The organism is Anabaena sp. UHCC 0399, from assembly GCF_034931465.1.
Classification (GTDB): domain Bacteria; phylum Cyanobacteriota; class Cyanobacteriia; order Cyanobacteriales; family Nostocaceae; genus Trichormus; species Trichormus minutissimus.
This window is the reverse complement of the sequence record NZ_JAYGGZ010000022.1, coordinates 27146-45025: the sequence shown is the minus strand read 5'-3', so window position 1 is coordinate 45025 and position 17880 is coordinate 27146. Positions and strand designations below refer to the sequence as shown.

Annotated in this window: 12 protein-coding genes and 1 pseudogene; 8 read left to right on the top strand and 5 right to left on the bottom strand. The window is 43.9% G+C overall.

Going from position 1 to position 17880, the window contains the following annotated elements:
* The first annotated feature begins 104 nt into the window (after positions 1–104).
* From VB693_RS13710 to VB693_RS13690, 5 genes and pseudogenes are all read left to right on the top strand, one after another.
* Complete coding sequence (locus tag VB693_RS13710; RefSeq protein WP_323266749.1) at positions 105–638, top strand: cytochrome C; 534 nt, start codon at positions 105–107, stop codon at positions 636–638.
* Between the two features lie 333 nt (positions 639–971).
* Positions 972–3764 carry a preprotein translocase subunit SecA gene (gene secA, locus VB693_RS13705; RefSeq protein ID WP_323266748.1) on the top strand — a complete coding sequence of 931 codons (2793 nt, stop codon included), beginning with the start codon at positions 972–974 and terminating at the stop codon, positions 3762–3764.
* A gap of 200 nt (positions 3765–3964) precedes the next feature.
* Positions 3965–4657 (top strand): annotated as a pseudogene (locus VB693_RS13700) (DUF3800 domain-containing protein).
* Between the two features lie 315 nt (positions 4658–4972).
* Complete coding sequence (gene smc / locus VB693_RS13695) at positions 4973–8614, top strand: chromosome segregation protein SMC (RefSeq protein WP_323266788.1); 3642 nt, start codon at positions 4973–4975, stop codon at positions 8612–8614.
* 58 nt (positions 8615–8672) lie between these two features.
* Complete coding sequence (locus VB693_RS13690; protein WP_323266747.1) at positions 8673–9656, top strand: PRC-barrel domain-containing protein; 984 nt, start codon at positions 8673–8675, stop codon at positions 9654–9656.
* 364 nt (positions 9657–10020) lie between these two features.
* On the opposite strand, the gene VB693_RS13685 is transcribed toward VB693_RS13690, so the two are convergent.
* The 4 genes from VB693_RS13685 to surE form a co-directional block, all read right to left on the bottom strand.
* Positions 10021–10929, bottom strand: coding sequence for a MoxR family ATPase (locus VB693_RS13685; RefSeq protein ID WP_323266746.1), 909 nt, complete (start codon positions 10927–10929; stop codon positions 10021–10023).
* Between the two features lie 244 nt (positions 10930–11173).
* A complete protein-coding gene (locus VB693_RS13680) occupies positions 11174–12256 on the bottom strand; it encodes a bifunctional riboflavin kinase/FAD synthetase (RefSeq protein ID WP_323266745.1) in 1083 nt (360 codons plus the stop codon).
* 131 nt (positions 12257–12387) lie between these two features.
* Complete coding sequence (locus tag VB693_RS13675; RefSeq protein WP_323266744.1) at positions 12388–13284, bottom strand: MBL fold metallo-hydrolase; 897 nt, start codon at positions 13282–13284, stop codon at positions 12388–12390.
* Between the two features lie 467 nt (positions 13285–13751).
* Positions 13752–14549: a 5'/3'-nucleotidase SurE gene (gene surE, locus VB693_RS13670; RefSeq protein WP_323266743.1), complete on the bottom strand. Its 798-nt coding sequence runs from the start codon at positions 14547–14549 to the stop codon at positions 13752–13754.
* Positions 14550–14770: 221 nt separating this feature from the next.
* On the opposite strand from surE, the gene pheS reads away from it, so the two are divergent.
* The 3 genes from pheS to clpP all read left to right on the top strand — a co-directional run bounded on the left by pheS (position 14771) and on the right by clpP (position 17149).
* On the top strand, positions 14771–15763 hold the full coding sequence (pheS, locus tag VB693_RS13665; RefSeq protein ID WP_190695794.1) for a phenylalanine--tRNA ligase subunit alpha: 993 nt from the start codon (positions 14771–14773) through the stop codon (positions 15761–15763).
* An 87-nt stretch (positions 15764–15850) separates the two neighbouring features.
* A complete protein-coding gene (locus VB693_RS13660; protein ID WP_323266742.1) occupies positions 15851–16321 on the top strand; it encodes a shikimate kinase in 471 nt (156 codons plus the stop codon).
* Positions 16322–16534: 213 nt separating this feature from the next.
* Entirely contained in the window at positions 16535–17149 is a 615-nt protein-coding gene (clpP, locus tag VB693_RS13655; protein ID WP_190695789.1) for an ATP-dependent Clp endopeptidase proteolytic subunit ClpP, read from the top strand.
* A 97-nt stretch (positions 17150–17246) separates the two neighbouring features.
* On the opposite strand, the gene VB693_RS13650 is transcribed toward clpP, so the two are convergent.
* On the bottom strand, positions 17247–17880 hold a 634-nt coding region (locus tag VB693_RS13650), incomplete at its 5' end, for a hypothetical protein (RefSeq protein ID WP_323266741.1).

Below are 17880 nucleotides of genomic sequence, written 5' to 3'. Positions count from 1 at the left end.
GGTTCTATCGCACTGACGCACCCTACAGTTTGGATATTTTTTTATCTGGAAGTCCCTTATCATTAGCTACAAGGGATAAATCTAAGTATCTGGGAATGTGAGGAATGTCAAATCAGGTTAAACGTAAATCCCGTACCCGCCAACTCAAACGCCGTCCGTTAGGATTAATCTTCACCATTTTGGCTTGGAGTTTGGTGATGGGTTGGCTGTTAGCCTTAGCCACTAGCGTCCAAAGTGCCACCCCTGTATCAAAAATTGGCACAGTTGATGTAGTTCCCGCAAGATACCAACTAGGACAGGAATTATATCTGGAAAATTGCGCTAGTTGTCACATTGCTTTGCCACCTGCGGTTTTACCCACCCAAACCTGGAAAAACCTCCTAGAAGACTCACAGCATTATGGTGCAACCCTTAACCCTCTATTAGATCCAAGTCGTACTCTAGTTTGGAGATATCTTTCTACCTTCTCACGCTCTCAGCTAAAAGACGAAGCAACACCCTATCGCGTGAACAATTCTCGCTATTTTAAAGCTTTACATCCCCAAGTTGATTTACCACGCCCTGTGCAAATCAGTAGTTGTGTCAGTTGTCATCCCAGTGCGAAGGAGTACAATTTTCGTCGCCTGAGTTCAGAGTAGGTATTGGGGACTGGTAACAGGTGACAGGTGACAGGGCAGAATGAGTATCGCCTACTCACCACTCATTACTCATTACTCACCACTCCCTAATCAGTCGGAGTTATCTGCCTCATCTGAGGGTGAAATGATACTATTAAAAGAGTTTCCAATTTAAACTGGGAAATCAAACGGATCATCTAAATACATAGATTGAATCTAATTTTTGCTGTTTTTGAGTTAATTTTCATCTCATACCCATCTATTACTTAAAATGGCTGGGTTGGGTTAAATTCTTATAATCAATAGCCAAAACCTTTTAATTCCCATCCCCTCAATTTATTTCCATAATCTGCCATGCTAAAACTCTTGTTGGGCGACCCCAACGCTCGTAAGCTGAAAAAATACCAACCCTACATTACAGAAATTAATCTCTTGGAGGAAGACATTCAAGCTCTTTCCGATGAGGATTTGAAAGGCAAAACAGCAGAGTTTAAACAGAGGCTTGCCAAAGACGAAACCCTGGATGATATTCTGCCAGAAGCCTTTGCTGTGGTCAGAGAGGCAGGAAAGCGAGTCTTAGGTTTGCGGCATTTTGATGTCCAGATGTTAGGCGGTGTGATTCTACACACTGGGCAAATTGCGGAAATGAAAACTGGTGAAGGTAAAACCCTAGTGGCTACCTTACCGAGTTATTTAAATGCGATCACTGGTAAAGGTGTACACGTAATCACGGTTAACGATTACCTGGCTCGTCGGGACGCAGAATGGATGGGGCAGGTGCATCGCTTTCTGGGTTTGAGTGTAGGGTTAATTCAGGCGAGCATGACTCCCAGTGAACGCAAGAAAAATTATGATTGCGATATCACTTATGTTACTAACAGTGAAGTAGGCTTTGACTACCTGCGGGATAATATGGCTACATCAATGGCTGATGTGGTACAGCGTAATTTTAATTATTGTGTAATTGACGAAGTAGACTCAATCTTAGTTGATGAGGCGCGGACACCATTAATTATTTCTGGTCAGGTAGAAAGACCGACAGAAAAATACATCCAAGCTGCGGAAATTGCCGTCACTCTGCAAAAAGATGAGCATTACGATGTTGACGAAAAAGCTCGTAATGTGCTGTTAACTGATGAAGGTTTTGCAGAAGCAGAAGATTTGTTAGGGGTTACAGATTTATTTGACCCGGAAGATCCTTGGGCGCATTTTGTATTTAATGCAATTAAAGCTAAAGAACTGTTCCTGAAGGATGTGAACTACATCGTCCGTAATGGCGAAGTGGTAATTGTCGATGAATTTACAGGGCGTGTGCTACCTGGAAGGCGTTGGAGTGATGGCTTGCACCAAGCCATTGAAGCCAAAGAACATGTAGACATTCAGCCGGAAACTCAAACTCTAGCCACAATTACTTATCAAAACCTGTTCTTGTTGTATCCCAAATTGGGTGGGATGACAGGAACGGCGAAGACAGAAGAAGCCGAGTTTGAAAAAATTTACAAATTAGAAGTCGCGGTCATTCCTACCAACAGAATCAGAAAACGGGAAGATTGGTCTGATTTGGTATTTAAAAAAGAGACCGGTAAATGGCGAGCGATCGCTAGCGAATGTGCCGAAATGCACGAACTAGGTAGACCTGTTCTCGTGGGAACTACTAGTGTAGAAAAATCAGAATATCTCAGCCAATTACTCAAAGCCCAAGGCATTCCCCACGAATTGCTGAATGCGCGACCAGAAAACGTCGAACGGGAAGCAGAGATTGTCGCCCAGGCAGGACGCAGGGGTGCTGTAACTATCGCTACGAATATGGCGGGACGGGGTACGGATATTATTCTCGGTGGTAACTCCGAGTATATGGCGCGGCTGAAACTGCGAGAATACTTCATGCCACGCATCGTCAGACCAGATGATGAAGACGTGTTTGGCGTACAAAGGGCTACGGGACTACCAGGGGGACACGGTGGCGGTCAAGGCTTCACTCCTGGGAAAAAAGTCAAAACTTGGAAAGCTTCCCCGGAGATTTTCCCCACCCAACTTTCTAAAGAAGCAGAACAGCTATTAAAAGAAGCCGTAGATGTGGCGGTGCGGGAATATGGCGATCGCTCTTTACCAGAACTAGAAGCAGAAGATAAAGTAGCTGTAGCCGCCGAAAAAGCCCCCACCGATGACCCTGTAATTCAGAAATTGCGGGATGCTTACAAACGGGTGAAGCAGGAATACGAAGATTTTACCGAACGGGAGCATAACGAAGTTGTAGAACGGGGTGGTCTGCACGTAATTGGTACAGAACGCCACGAATCACGACGGATTGATAACCAGTTGCGGGGACGCGCCGGACGACAAGGCGACCCCGGTTCGACAAGATTCTTCCTCAGTTTAGAAGATAACTTATTGCGGATTTTTGGTGGCGATCGCGTTGCTGGTTTAATGGAAGCCTTCAATGTTGAAGACGATATGCCCATTGAGTCTGGTATGCTTACCCGCAGTTTAGAAGGCGCACAGAAGAAAGTCGAAACCTACTACTACGACATCCGTAAACAGGTGTTTGAGTATGACGAGGTAATGAACAACCAACGCCGCGCCATCTACGCCGAACGCCGCCGGGTGTTGGAAGGTCAAGACTTGAAGGAACAGGTGATTAAGTACGCTGAAAAAACGATGGACGACATCGTTGACTATTACATCAACCCTGATTTGCCCTCAGAAGAGTGGGAATTGGAAAAGTTGGTGGAGAAAGTCAAGGAGTTCGTTTATTTGCTGGCTGATATGCAAGCAAGTCAACTAGAAGACATGGGAGTAAGCGAGATTAAAGCTTTCCTCCATGAACAGGTGAGAATCGCCTACGACCTCAAGGAAGCGCAAATTGACCAAATTCAGCCAGGATTGATGCGTCAAGCTGAACGGTTCTTTATCTTGCAGCGTATTGATACCCTGTGGCGGGAACACTTACAGCAAATGGATGCTTTACGTGAGTCAGTAGGATTGCGCGGTTATGGACAGAAAGACCCGCTTATTGAGTATAAGAGTGAGGGTTATGAGTTGTTCTTGGATATGATGGTCAACATCCGCCGCGATGTGGTTTACTCGCTGTTCATGTTCCAGCCTCAGCCTCAGCCGATGGCGCAAGCTTCTTCTGAGATGGTTTAACGGTACAAAGTGTCTGTCGCGCACAGGCGCAGAGAGTTTTAGAACTACCTCTGCATCTTGCTGATTAAACAGCTAGACGCAAGCCAGTCTTGCTAATAGCTTCTATAATAGAAATAGCAGTCAAGAGGTCTGACTTTTTCAGCCCGTGGGAGCAAGGTCTTCCCTTGACTGATTTTTATTGTCTAAAGATACACAAAAGTATGTACTTGCTATATGCAGATGAATCAGGTACTACCCATGATCCAAAACAACAATATTTTGTCCTAGCTGGCTTTTGTGTATTTGAGCGTCAAGGATATTGGATTGCTGATCAGCTGGAACAAATCGCAGCTAGATTTAACCCAGCAGACCCGATGTCAGTTGAGTTGCATGGTAGCCCAATGGTAAGTGGTAGAGGAAGTTGGCGAAGCTATCCTAAAAGTGATAGATATCAAGCCATTGAAGATATTTTACAGGTTTTTCTACAATCACATCCGAGTAACCGACTATTTGCTAGTGTTATCAAAAAAGCTGTAGTCTCACCTCAAGATCCTGTTGAAGTTGCATTTGAACAATTAGCTAGCAGGTTCGATAGGTATCTGATTAGGTCTCATAAAACTGGTAATACATAGAGAGGTATCATAATCTTTGATAAGTCAACTTATGAGACAACAATTCAATCATTAGCAACTGACTTTAGAACTATTGGCTACCGTTGGGGTGTAATCAGAAATTTATCTGAAGTACCTTTATTTTTAGATTCAAAAGCTTCTAGACTGATTCAACTTGCCGATATACTAGCTTATACAATTTTTAGACATTTTGAAAAGGGAGATAGTCAATTTTTTTCTATTATTAAACCTAGATTTGATTCGGAAGGTGGCATAGTTCATGGCTTACATATCAGCCAATAAATTACCCCAAAAGCTTTGATAAAAATATGTTAATTTCTCAAATTTTCTTTTGTAAAGTTCATTCTTAATATTTTTTATCAAGGTATCAGCATAGTTAGACTGATTTGTACTGACACCGTGGATCAAAAAAACAATACCCATGATTTAGTCATCAGGCATTGTCAGTCTGGTTGTATGTTGTACTATGAACAGACTGGCAAATGCCGGCATGGGAGTCTCTGGAATGAAAAATCTGGAATTCTCTCGGCTAAACTAGTTGCTAATTTTAAATTAATTGATACACTTGTTCTTCATTATCCCTATGATCTAGCACCTATGGTGCATATTAAGCGCGTCGAACTTACCAACTTTAAATCCTTCGGTGGTACTACTTCAGTCCCTCTACTACCGGGGTTCACTGTCGTCTCTGGGCCAAATGGTTCGGGTAAGTCGAATATTTTGGATGCACTGCTGTTTTGTTTAGGACTTTCTAGTTCTAAGGGTATGCGCGCCGATCGCCTCCCAGATTTGGTGAATAACACTCAAACGGCTAAAAGTCGCGCGGCGGTGGAAGCTAGTGTGACTGTGACTTTTGATTTATCTGATTTGGTAGATGTCAATGATCAGTTGTCAGTGGTCAGCAGTGATGAAGAATTATTACAAGATGAGGCAGAAACTGAACCACAGCCAATAGTTAATGGCAATGGTCACAAGCCAACGGAATGGAGTGTAACTCGGAGGCTACGGGTAACTCATCAGGGAAGTTATACGTCGAATTACTATATTAATGGTGCTTCTTGTACGCTGACAGAGTTGCATGAGCAGTTGGAAAGTGTGCGGATTTACCCAGAAGGGTATAACGTGGTGCTGCAAGGTGATGTGACTAGTATTATCTCGATGAATGCTAAGGAACGTCGGGAAATTATTGATGAGTTGGCTGGGGTGGCTGCTTTTGATCGCAAGATTCATCAAGCTAAGGCTACTTTGGATGAGGTGAAGGAAAAGGAAGATAGTTGTCGGATTATTGAGACTGAGTTAACTTTACAGCGCGATCGCCTGTCTCAAGATAAGGCTAAGGCGGAGAAGTATCAAAAGTTACGGACTGAATTTTTGCATAAGCAGTCTTGGGAAGCGGTTTTATCTTGGCGTTCTCTGCAAGCGCAGCAGGAAAAGTTGGCGATGGAAATTCAAGCCGGCGATCGCAATTATGGGGAACTGACAACTCAACTCACCAGCCTAAATACAGAAATTTCCCAAAAAACGGCTGAATTAGAACAACTCAATGCTCACGTCAAAGCTTTGGGTGAAGAGGAATTATTGGCGGTACAGTCTACCCTCGCTACCCAAGAGGCGGAACGGAAGCAATTACAACGACAGCAAACGGAGTTAACCACAGCTTTGCAGGAAACTGTTAGGCGGTTGGCGCAAACTCAGCAAGAAGTTCAACAGCATCACCAGGGATTGACTGAAATTGTCCAAGCGCAGGGTCTAGAACAGCAATCTATCCTCTATTGTCAGCAGCAACGGGAGGAGACACAACAAGGGTTAGAAAAGTCCCGTGAAGCCGCCGCAGCGATCGCTACAGCTTCGGAGGCGTGGGTACAGCAACAAACTGCACTCAACCGTCAAATTGAAACTTTGCTGCAAACTTTAGAACCCCAGCGTACTGAACAAGCACAACTCCGGGAACGCAACAGTCAATTACAGGAGTTAATTCAAGAAGAAACGCAGTTAATTGCTACTTTAGAACCGCAGTTAGCAGAAAAGCAAGCTGAGTGTACAAAGTTACAAGCAGAGTTTCAGACTTCCAACGAACCTATTCAAGATTTAGCCCAAAATCTCGCCGCCACGGAACAGGAATTACAAATCCAACAGGAAACCCAAAAGCGACTGTTGCAAGAACAACGGGAAAAGCAGCGTCAGTTAGATAAAATTGACGCGCAAACCCAAGCACAGCAAGAAGTCCAAGGAACTCAAGCGAGTAAAGTGATCATCCAATCGGGAATGCCTGGGGTTTGTGGTTTGGTGGTACATTTGGGACGGGTAGAACCCCGTTTTCAATTGGCGTTGGAAATTGCGGCTGGGGCGCGTTTGGGACACATTGTAGTGGAAGATGACGGTATCGCCTCCGCCGGGATTCAATTACTCAAACAAAAACGCGCCGGGAGAGCAACGTTTTTACCTTTAAATAAAATTCAAGCCCCTAGAATTACCCAAGATGCAACACTACGATTAGCTAATGGCTTTGTGAGCTATGCAGTGAATTTAGTAGAATGCGATCGCCGTTATCGTGATGTATTTAATTATGTTTTCGGTAACACAGTCGTATTCGCCAACTTGGAACAGGCGCGAAAGAATCTCGGCTTGTATCGCATCGTCACCCTAGACGGAGAACTTCTAGAAACCAGTGGCGCAATGACTGGCGGTAGCATGAACCAGCGTTCATCGTTGCGCTTCGGGAAGGGAGAAGCGGCGGAGTCAGACGAAGTTGTAACTTTAAAACAGCGTTTGCAGGATATTGATCGGATTTTAGACCGTTGTAGTGATGCGATCGCTACTTTATCAGTTAAAACCAAACAACTATCTCAAGAACTCACAGAAACACGTCAAGCACGGCGAGAACAGCAGTTGCAATTAGAGCAGTTGCAAAAAGACATTAAGAGTTTAACAGCCCAGTTAACAGGGACGCGATCGCAACTCACCCAAAACACCGAAAAATTCACCACAGCCCAATCCCGCCTAGAAATATTAAATAATGAACTTCCAGGACAAGAAAGCCAATTACAGCAACTCCGCCACACCCTAGCCGAGTTAGAAGCCTCCCAAACCCCCAGCGAATGGCAACAAATCCAGGCGACAATTAAAACCCAAGAACAGCAATTACAGCAACGAGAAACAGCCTTTAGGGAAGCCGAACAAAGATTAAAAAATCTGGAAAATCAGCAACAACGTCTGCAAGAACGCATCCAGGAAGCCGAACAACGCATTACCGACTATCAACAAGAACAACAAACCCAACAAACCCAAATCACCGCCCTCAGCACTCAGCACTCAGCCCTCAGCACTCAAATCACCGCCACCCGCACCCAAATGAACGAAATGGAAAAGAATTTGGGTGAAGAAAAGCAACAACGGGATGCACTAGAACAGAAAGTGCGATCGCATTTGCTGCGCCAACAACAATTAGAATGGGAAATCCAAAAACTCCAAGAAACCCAACTTAAACGGCGGGAAGACTTAGCAGCACTGCAAACCCAACTACAAGAAGTCGCCGCCGAATTGCCGAATCCCTTGCCGGAAGTCCCAGATAAAGTAGACTTAGAAGAATTGCAGAAAGAATTGCGATCGCTCTCCAAACGCTTGCAGGCAATGGAACCTGTGAATATGTTGGCTTTGGAAGAATACGAACGTACCCAAAACCGCCTGGAAGAACTTAGTCAAAAATTGCAGACATTAGAAGGAGAACGCACGGAATTACTCTTAAGAATTGAAAACTTTACCACCTTGCGACAACAAGCCTTTAAAGAAGCCTTCGATGCTGTTAATATCAACTTTCAATCAATTTTTGCCATCCTTTCCGACGGTGACGGCTACCTGCAACTCGACAATCCCGAAGATCCCTTTGCTAGCGGCTTGAATTTAGTCGCCCACCCCAAAGGTAAACCAGTCCAAAGACTTGCTTCCATGTCTGGGGGTGAAAAATCCCTCACCGCCCTCAGCTTTATCTTCGCCCTGCAACGTTACCGCCCTTCACCCTTCTACGCTTTTGACGAAGTTGATATGTTTCTTGATGGCGCAAACGTCGAACGATTATCTAGAATGATTAAACAACAGGCACAACAAGCCCAGTTCATAGTTGTGAGTTTGCGCCGTCCGATGATAGAATCAGCCGAACGCACAATTGGCGTTACTCAAGCAAGGGGAGCTTACACCCAAGTTTTGGGCATTAAATTGCAATCCTCGAATACATCTGCTTGAGTTTTTGTTAATAATAGTGTATAGATAAACCGGATTCGAGATCAGGACTCCGTATAGAATGACCTCTGAACAGATAATTAGGCGTTCCGACATATTAAATACCCAGGTGATTACCCGCGACAATGGCAAACGACTAGGCATTGTGAGTCAAGTTTGGGTAGATATTGATCAAAGAGAGGTTGTGGCTCTTGGTTTGCGAGACAGCCTGATCTCCATCTCTGGTCTGCCACGTTATATGTACCTTAGCAGCATCAACCAATTTGGTGATGTCATCCTGGTTGATAACGAAGATGTCATCGAAGATATTGAAGTCGAAGGCCTCAGTAACCTGATGAACTGGGAAGTAATTACAGAAACAGGTGAAGTATTAGGCAAAGTGCGCGGCTTCAAATTTGAAGGCGAAACAGGTAAATTAAACTCCATCGTCATCGCTTCCCTGGGAGTGCCACAAATTCCTGACCAGTTTTTGAGTACCTACGAGATATCAATAGAAGAAGTTGTTAGCACCGGCCCCAGCCGATTAATTGTGTTTGAAGGTGCTGAAGAACGCATCAACCAGTTAACAGTCGGTGTTTTGGAAAGACTGGGCATCGGTAAAGCACCTTGGGAAAGAGGTGCAGAGGAAGAATACGGCTATTCTGCACCCCGCACCGTTGCACCATCCAATCAACTTCCCAGTGGCGTACCCTTACAGCCACCCAAGCCTAAAGTTCGCACCCCCGAACCCGTAGCCATAGAAGAAGAATGGAATGAGGACTACATAGAAGAAGAAAGGCCACGGCGTGAAGTCATGAAGGCGCGTTCTTACGAGTCCATTCAATACGAAGAAGACGAAGAGGATAACTGGAGTGAAGCCACAGGTAGGGACAGATATCAAGAACCACCAGCCCAACCATTCAAGCCCAAGCCCTACGCCAACGATTACGATGATTATGAGGATTTAGAAGGCGATGCTTGGGAAGATACACCACCGCAACCAGTGAATATCCCTAAAAAAGTCAAAGAAAGACAGCCAGAATACGAAGAAGAAAGTGGATATTAACTCGCCTCATGACTGAGGTGAAGGTGTGATACCAGTTCATCGTGCCAATTTTGGATTTTGGATTGTTTTTTCGCTACAAGTCCCACCCCTTGTGGGTGGAACAAATCTAATGGTCTATCAAGTTAGTTTTGACGGTTCGTAGTAAGGACTTTAGTCCTGATTTTTCTAAGGACTAAAGTCCTTACTACGAACTTTCTTATCCCTCAATTCAAATTTGATGACCTACTAAAATTGCCAATTTAAAATCCAAAATTGATTGAGAGAAAGTGACTTGAAAAGCCGTCAAACGAGCGTGTCTTTAGACTTGGAGTATTTGACAGATGCTAACACCGCTCAACTTCAGGCTAGATCAGGAAATTTCAGCTTAAGGAATAGAAAGCGATCGCAATAATCGCTCAACAACACTTCTCGCACTACGCCCACCCCTGGGAATGAGTCTATGACACAGCACATGAGGCGCGAGCATTTTCACGTCATCAGGAATCGCATAATCACGCCCCAGCAGAAAAGCTAAGGCTTGGGTGGCTTTTTGTAAGGCTACTGTACCCCGTGGACTCACACCAAGGCTAATCTCTTCATCTTGGCGTGTTGTCCGCACCAATTCTAGAATGTATTGTTGCAAGGAAGTTTCGACTTTCACCTGGGAGCAGAATTGACGTAATTTTGCTATTTCTGCCAAAGTTATACAAGATTGTAAATCATCTACCTTGATTCCATGCTGGAGATTTTGCAGCATTTCTAATTCTTCGTCCGCCGAGGGATAGCCCAAACTCAAGGAGAGCATAAATCGATCCATTTGAGCTTCTGGAAGCGGGAAAGTACCTTGATATTCGATAGGATTTTGGGTAGCAATCACAAAGAAAGGTTGCGGTACAGGGCGGGAAACACCATCCACTGTCACCTGATGTTCTTCCATGACTTCCAGCAAAGCCGATTGAGTGCGGGGTGTGGCGCGGTTGATTTCGTCAGCTAACAACACATTCGCAAACACAGGGCCGGGAAGAAAACTAAATTCGCCGCTTTTGGGATTCCAGATGTTAGTACCTGTGATATCTGTTGGTAGTAAATCAGGGGTACATTGTAGCCGTTGAAATTTACCATCAACTGAACGTGCTAAGGATTTAGCCAGGAGAGTTTTACCGACTCCAGGGACATCTTCTAAAAGGGCATGACCACCGCCTAATAATGCCACTAGAACTAGGCGTATGGCTTCGGTTTTACCAACGATGGTACGGTTAAGATTTTGGGTTAGAGCGTCAATTTTTTCTCTCATGTACCACAGGTTGGGGTTGGTGATTGGGCTAGAAGAAACTGGAGTAGAGAATAACCTATGCCTTATTCCCCACCCCGGTATTTACAGTGTTCCCACTTAAGCAATTCAAAATTCAAAATTCAAAATTATACTCCTCCGGAGAAGCAAGCTACGCGTTAGCGTCACGCAGTGAAGAATTTTTGCCTTTTGACTTTTTTTGCATCCTCCTCCCTGCCCCAATTCCTCTTAATCCCAATGCCCAAATTCAGCTTTGTGATAAAACTTCTCTAGCGATCGCGCAATCTTGTTGAATTTGACTTTTGAGGGCTTCTAGGGACGGAAATTTTTGTTCAGGACGCAGAAATTCGACTAACTCCACAATTAGCTTTTTTCCGTACAAATCGCCAATCCAATCTAATAGATGTACTTCTACTGAGGAATAAGTCCCGTTGACAGTGGGACGGTTGCCTATATTCATCACTCCCCAAATCTCACGTGATGTATTAGTTTCCGGTGTCTCACTCAGAATCTGCACGCGGACAGCATAAACACCTTTGCAGGGGACAAACTTATCAATAGGGAGTTCCAGGTTAGCGGTAGGAAAGCCAATGGTTCTACCTATTTGCTCACCTTCCACAACCGTACCAATTAGGGTGTACAGTCTTCCCAAGCATCGATTAGCATTTTTGATATCTCCAGTTTCTAGAGACTTGCGAATTAGTGAAGTGCTAATGGGAGCATTGTCACTGATATCTAGGCTGGTACAACTATTTTTGTTGAGGGCGGGAAGGGTGGAAGTTTCTAGAGTAACTATGGTGACAGGAATATTATATGTAGCGGCGATCGCTTGCAAATCTTGAGCAGTTCCACGACGATGTTTACCAAAACAAAAGTCTTGCCCGACACTAATTTGCTGACAGTGTAGCCTCTGCACAAGAATTTTTTCTACAAATTCTTCGGGAGACAAAGCCGCTAAATCCCTGTCGAAAGGCAGTAAGACTAGTTGTTCTACCCCAAGCGATCGCAATTGTTCGACTTTTTCATCTAACGGTGTTAACCAAGTCCGGGCTTGTCCTGTGAAAAATTCTTGGGGATGAGGGCGAAAAGTTACGACTGTGGAGTATATCCGTTCTTGTGGTGCTGCTAGGGGATCTGCTTGTGGGAGTGGTGGCGTAGCGAGTCCCAGCTTCCCATCTCTTTTGACTGGCTGCAAAACTGGTTGAATCACCCTTTGATGGCCAAGATGGACGCCATCAAATTTGCCAAGGGCGACAGCAGTTGGCGTTAGCAGTCTTTCAGTTGCATCAGCAACCCACACAGAACACCCATTTTGAGACAGATTTAGCACTTGGATTTTGGGAATTGAGGTTTATTTCACCATCAATCGGTTGCTAGTTACCTCACAGGTACGCTCAAACCAGTTGATAGTTCCTAATCACCAATCTAATCTAAAATCTACCATCACTCCGACAGCAACTTTTATCCAGCAAGATTACTAACAGAAAAAGATTCTGATAACGGGGCTGAAACAGGAATTTGAAGTACCATGCCTTCCCGTGCCATAATTGCACCAGGAAACTGGGCAAAGGCTTGAGAACCTACATGATCTAAAAAATCATCGTCATGGGCAGGATCATGATGAAAAATGACTAGCGTCTTGACATTGGCCGCTTTAGCTACTTTTATCGCCTCTTGCCAAGTAGAATGTCCCCAACCAATTTTCGGTGATTTAGGAGAATAGTATTCGTCATTAGTATAAGTGGAATCGTAAATCAAAATATCCGCATTCCGAGCCAACCACAGCACATTTTCATCCAATTTATCAGGAAAATGTTCTGTGTCGGTAATGTAAACTGCCGCCCCACCACACCAGTTGACTCGATATCCCACCGCTTCACCAGGATGGTTGAGTGATGCTGTTTCTACAGTAATGTCATCAATTTGTATCGGTTTCCCTGGGTGAACGTCATGAAAATGCAGGTTAGCCTGCATGATCTGCAACGGTACAGGAAAATTGGGGTGGAGCATCTGATCATTAAGACGCTGTTCTACGGTAGAACCATCAGGAGCGATCGCACCGTGAATATGAAAATTATTCCCTTTCACAAATCCTGGTACAAAAAAGGGAAACCCCTGCACATGATCCCAGTGAGAGTGAGTGAAAAATAGATAGGCTTCTAGTGGCATTTGGCGCAATAAAGATTGCCCCAAAACGTGCAGCCCTGTACCGCCATCGAAAATTAAGCGTTTACCGCCCACTTGCATTGAGATACAAGGGGTGTTACCGCCATAACGGACAGTGTGTGGCCCTGGACTGGGGATGCTGCCGCGAACGCCCCAAAATTGTACGGTAAATTGATTCTCTATCCTTGACATGGGTATTGCTTTCTGGACTGAGCAGGCGAGCAAGAAAAAAGTGTTAGTTGTTTTGTTAAATTTATACTGTTTTACCGGAGAAGATAGAGAAATAAATTATTGGTAATTATTGGTAAAACAGCATAAGTAGTTTGAGCTAAGTTATGTAAACCAGGTGAGGTCGTACCAAGCACGTACCTAATTATGCCCAGAATATGTGTATCAGTAATATCAAGCTCCTACTTTATAGCCTAAATTTGACTCTATTGCATAATAAAGATGCAATGGGCATGGGAGTAACGCGATTTTGTGAAATGGGGAGGCAGAGGGAGAAAAAGAAATTAAGTGAATAGACGAGAAGGTTTGATAGTAAAAATTACTCGTATTTTATCTTTGCTCCCCCTGCATTGCTCATTTCACGATGATCTCACTTTTTTGCATTGCTCCCCTGGGCATTGAATTTTTCTGTCCCTGCTTCCCAGAAACCCCTAAGAAAAATTGAATTCCCAGTTAGATAACTTATCTAGCGCATTACCATAAGTAAGATTGTATTGCAATGGCGTAATACTAATGTAGTTATCTCGAATCACATTTACATCAATGGGGAAGTTTTGCTCAAGATTTAATCCAGCTGGTGGTTCAACATCTTCTAAAACTTCGCCAGTTAACCAGTAGTAGGTTTTACCACGCGGATCGATGCGTTTATCAAAAACATCTACATAGCGGCGCACTCCTTGGCGAGTCAGTTGGACACCAGCAATTTCTTCCCAATTAACTGGAGGAACATTAACATTGAGCAACATTAAATCGGGGATAGGCTTAACACTGAGTTGTGCTATAAGAGTTTTAGCAAAGTGCGCCGCAGGTTGAAAGTTTTTGTAAGTATGACTAGTTAAGCTCATAGCTATACTGGGGATACCTTCGATCATGCCTTCCATAGCAGCAGAGACAGTTCCAGAATAAAGAATTTCCGTACCTAAATTTGCACCTTGATTGATGCCAGAAACCACTAGATCGGGGGGAGAATCTAATAAAGCCCACAACGCCAGTTTTACACAGTCCGAGGGCGTGCCATCACAAGCCCAAGCTTTGATTGTGGGATGAAAAATTGACGCGACAATTTCGGCGCGAATCGGTTGGTGTAAAGTCAGTCCGTGGCCAGTTGCCGATCGCTCCCGATCTGGACAAACTACAGTTACATCATGTCCTGCTTCAGCTAAAGCGTTAGCCAAGGTACGAATACCCAAAGCATAAATGCCGTCGTCATTGCTAATTAGTAGTTTCATAGGTTAATAGGTGACAGGTGACAGGTGACAGGTGACAGGTGACAGGTAACAGGTGATAGGTGATATTCTGTCACCTGTCACTTTTCATTCAGCTCTAAACTGGTAAAAAGAGCTATGGTTTTAACTCCTGTGTTTGATAAATAAATGGCATACTACTAAAGTTATTTGTCGAATAGTCCAAAACTGTGGACTATTGACTATTGACTATGGACTATTGACTAATGACTAGCAACTTAGAAGCTCAACTTTTAGCACTGCGGCAGGAAGGAGAACAAGCGATCGCTGCTGCCAATACCCTAGAAATTTTAGAAGAACTCAGAGTGAGTTATCTGGGTAAAAAAGGGCAACTAGGGGCGATGTTGCGGAGTATGGGGCAGATGAGTGCGGAGGAAAGACCAAAAATTGGGGCGATCGCCAATACAGTCAAGGAAGCCTTACAAGCCAGTTTAGACCAGCAACGAGCCGCCTTAGAAACTGCCCAAATTCAGGCACAGCTAGAGGCGGAAACTCTTGATGTCACCATGCCGGGTATTTACCGTCCCCAAGGTCGTATTCATCCCCTTAACGGCATTATTGACCGAGCTTTGGATATCTTTGTTGGTATGGGCTACACGGTGGCACAAGGGTCGGAGATGGAAACAGATTACTACAATTTTGAGGCTCTGAACACGCCACCTGACCACCCCGCCCGTGATATGCAGGATACTTTCTACCTGCCAGATGGTAATCTTTTACGTACTCATACCTCATCAGTACAAATTCGTTACATGGAAAAGGAAGAACCACCCATCCGGGTTGTTGCTCCAGGGCGAGTTTATCGGCGAGATAATGTTGATGCTACCCACTCAGCAGTTTTCCATCAAATCGAACTGTTAGCCATTGATGAGGGGCTGACTTTTAGCGACCTCAAAGGCACGATCAAAGTATTTTTACAAGCAATGTTTGGCGATTTACCCATTCGCTTCCGTGCCAGTTATTTCCCCTTCACTGAACCATCGGCTGAGGTAGATTTGCAGTGGAATGGCCGCTGGTTGGAAGTCATGGGTTGCGGTATGGTCGATCCAAATGTAATGAAATCTGTAGGTTATGATCCAGAAATTTACACCGGATTTGCGGCTGGTTTTGGTGTAGAACGCTTTGCAATGGTCTTACACCAAATCGATGATATTCGCCGCTTGTATGCCAGTGATTTGCGGTTTTTGCGGCAGTTTTAAAACATAAAAATTCCAGAGTTATGAGTTAGAAATTAAACTAAATTTTTAACTCATAACTCCTATTTATAATTTAAAAAAATCAATAAAATGTATCGAATTTTGATATTTGGTAATTCCGGTTCGGGGAAAAGCACTCTATCACATAAACTTGGACAAAGTTTGGCTATTCCAGTTCTCGATCTTGATACTATTGCATGGGAACACAATCAAATTGCTGTACGCCGTTCTCACGAAGATACAGCTAATGATTTACGACAATTTATCAAAAATAATACTGGGTGGATAATTGAAGGTTGCTATAGTACGCTCATCGAAATTGCTATAGAATTCGCCACGGAAATCTATTTTCTCAATCCCGGTATTGATAGATGCCTCGAAAACAACCGTAATCGCCCTTGGGAGTCTCATAAATTCCAATCACCAGAGGAACAAGCTCAAACTTTTGAGTTTCTCCAAAATTGGATTCAACAATATGAATCTCGTGACGATGAATTTGGTTATTCATCTCATTGGGCATTATTTGAGGAGTTTAAAGGTAAAAAGCATGAAATTACCTGATTGCTGCATCCACTATGTAAGTAGTCTTTTTTAAAAGACATGGGGCAGGAAATAACGCCTGTAGAGATGCCGCACTGCAACGTCTCTACCCACTGAACATTCAGAGAAATGATGCAAGGACGGATATTCCTCCATCTACTAACTTTGACCAAAGACCACAATTAGCCGTTGTCATCGATAAAATAGAATTTAAAATAGCTACAAGTAAGCTGCATGACTATTCCTATCGTCATTGAACAATCGGGTCGCGGTGAACGCGCTTTTGATATATACTCACGCCTGTTGCGTGAGCGGATTATTTTTTTGGGTGAACAAGTTGATAGCCATTTAGCTAACTTAATAGTTGCCCAATTGCTATTTTTGGATGCTGAAGACCCAGAAAAAGACATTTATTTGTATATAAATTCTCCTGGTGGTTCTGTAACTGCTGGTATGGGAATTTTTGATACAATGAAACACATTCGCCCTGATGTCTGTACTATTTGTACTGGACTAGCGGCAAGTATGGGTGCTTTTCTCCTTAGTGCTGGTGCTAAAGGCAAACGGATGAGTTTACCCCATTCGCGGATTATGATTCACCAACCGCTAGGCGGCGCACAAGGTCAAGCAACTGATATTGAAATTCAGGCGCGGGAAATTTTGTATCACAAGAAACGGCTGAATGATTTTTTAGCTGAACACACAGGTCAGCCCATTGAGCGCATTGCAGAAGATACTGAACGTGATTTCTTCATGTCACCAGAAGAAGCCAAGGAATATGGCTTAATTGACCAAGTGATTGACCGTCACGCTACTGGTATCCGTCCTCCAGTAGCGGTTGTGGGTTAACTAGTAAATGTAGGTTGGGGAGTCAGGAAACCCAACACCCTAATCCATGTTGGGTTGCGCTGCACTTAACCCAACCTACATCTAAGTAATGATTGAATTAAAACCCGGCAATGGGGTCAGGTTGTGATTCTAGGTATTTGAGGAAACTGTGTAACTCTTCTTCTGTCAGTAAAGTGCGTCCTCGCTTACCGTAGGTTTTAATTAAGTATTCTCTTCCTTGTTCTGGTGTCCATCCTAGACGCTGCAACTCGACATCAGTTTTAGCTATGACATCAGATAAATCAACAGGTTCAGCTTTTTTCCTTTTCTTCCCCGTTCCCAATATAGGAGCTACATTTTCTGGGGGATTGTAACTACGTGGTGTAAACGGGGTGACATTACTCGCAGGCATATCAGTCAAGGCAGTATTGTCTGAGTGTTTAGCAGACATCAATGGTAAGTCTTCTACTGCTACATTGACTTCTGGTTCTGGATAGCTGAAATCTGGGCTGTGGATGCTATCACTGGGAATAAATGTGTCAATTTGAGATTGACTGTCATCGCTAGTTGATGACCACTGATTACTGTCAAAGTTAGTGTCTGGAAGAGAGGCAGTATTAACAGGATTAAACTGTACTGGTGATATTGCTTCTGGGGCAACTTGTACTGATTGTACTGGTGATATTGCTTCTGGGGCAACTTGTACTGATTGTACTGGTGATATTGCTTCTGGGGCAACTTGTACTGATGTC

Excerpts from the sequence above, each read along its gene's own strand:
- VB693_RS13710 (WP_323266749.1), top strand. The coding sequence starts at position 105 with ATGTCAAATCAGGTTAAACGTAAATCCCGTACCCGCCAACTCAAACGC.
- secA (WP_323266748.1), top strand. The coding sequence starts at position 972 with ATGCTAAAACTCTTGTTGGGCGACCCCAACGCTCGTAAGCTGAAAAAA.
- smc (WP_323266788.1), top strand. The coding sequence starts at position 4,973 with ATGGTGCATATTAAGCGCGTCGAACTTACCAACTTTAAATCCTTCGGT.
- VB693_RS13690 (WP_323266747.1), top strand. The coding sequence starts at position 8,673 with ATGACCTCTGAACAGATAATTAGGCGTTCCGACATATTAAATACCCAG.
- VB693_RS13685 (WP_323266746.1), bottom strand. The coding sequence starts at position 10,929 with ATGAGAGAAAAAATTGACGCTCTAACCCAAAATCTTAACCGTACCATC.
- VB693_RS13675 (WP_323266744.1), bottom strand. The coding sequence starts at position 13,284 with ATGTCAAGGATAGAGAATCAATTTACCGTACAATTTTGGGGCGTTCGC.
- surE (WP_323266743.1), bottom strand. The coding sequence starts at position 14,549 with ATGAAACTACTAATTAGCAATGACGACGGCATTTATGCTTTGGGTATT.
- pheS (WP_190695794.1), top strand. The coding sequence starts at position 14,771 with ATGACTAGCAACTTAGAAGCTCAACTTTTAGCACTGCGGCAGGAAGGA.
- VB693_RS13660 (WP_323266742.1), top strand. The coding sequence starts at position 15,851 with ATGTATCGAATTTTGATATTTGGTAATTCCGGTTCGGGGAAAAGCACT.
- clpP (WP_190695789.1), top strand. The coding sequence starts at position 16,535 with ATGACTATTCCTATCGTCATTGAACAATCGGGTCGCGGTGAACGCGCT.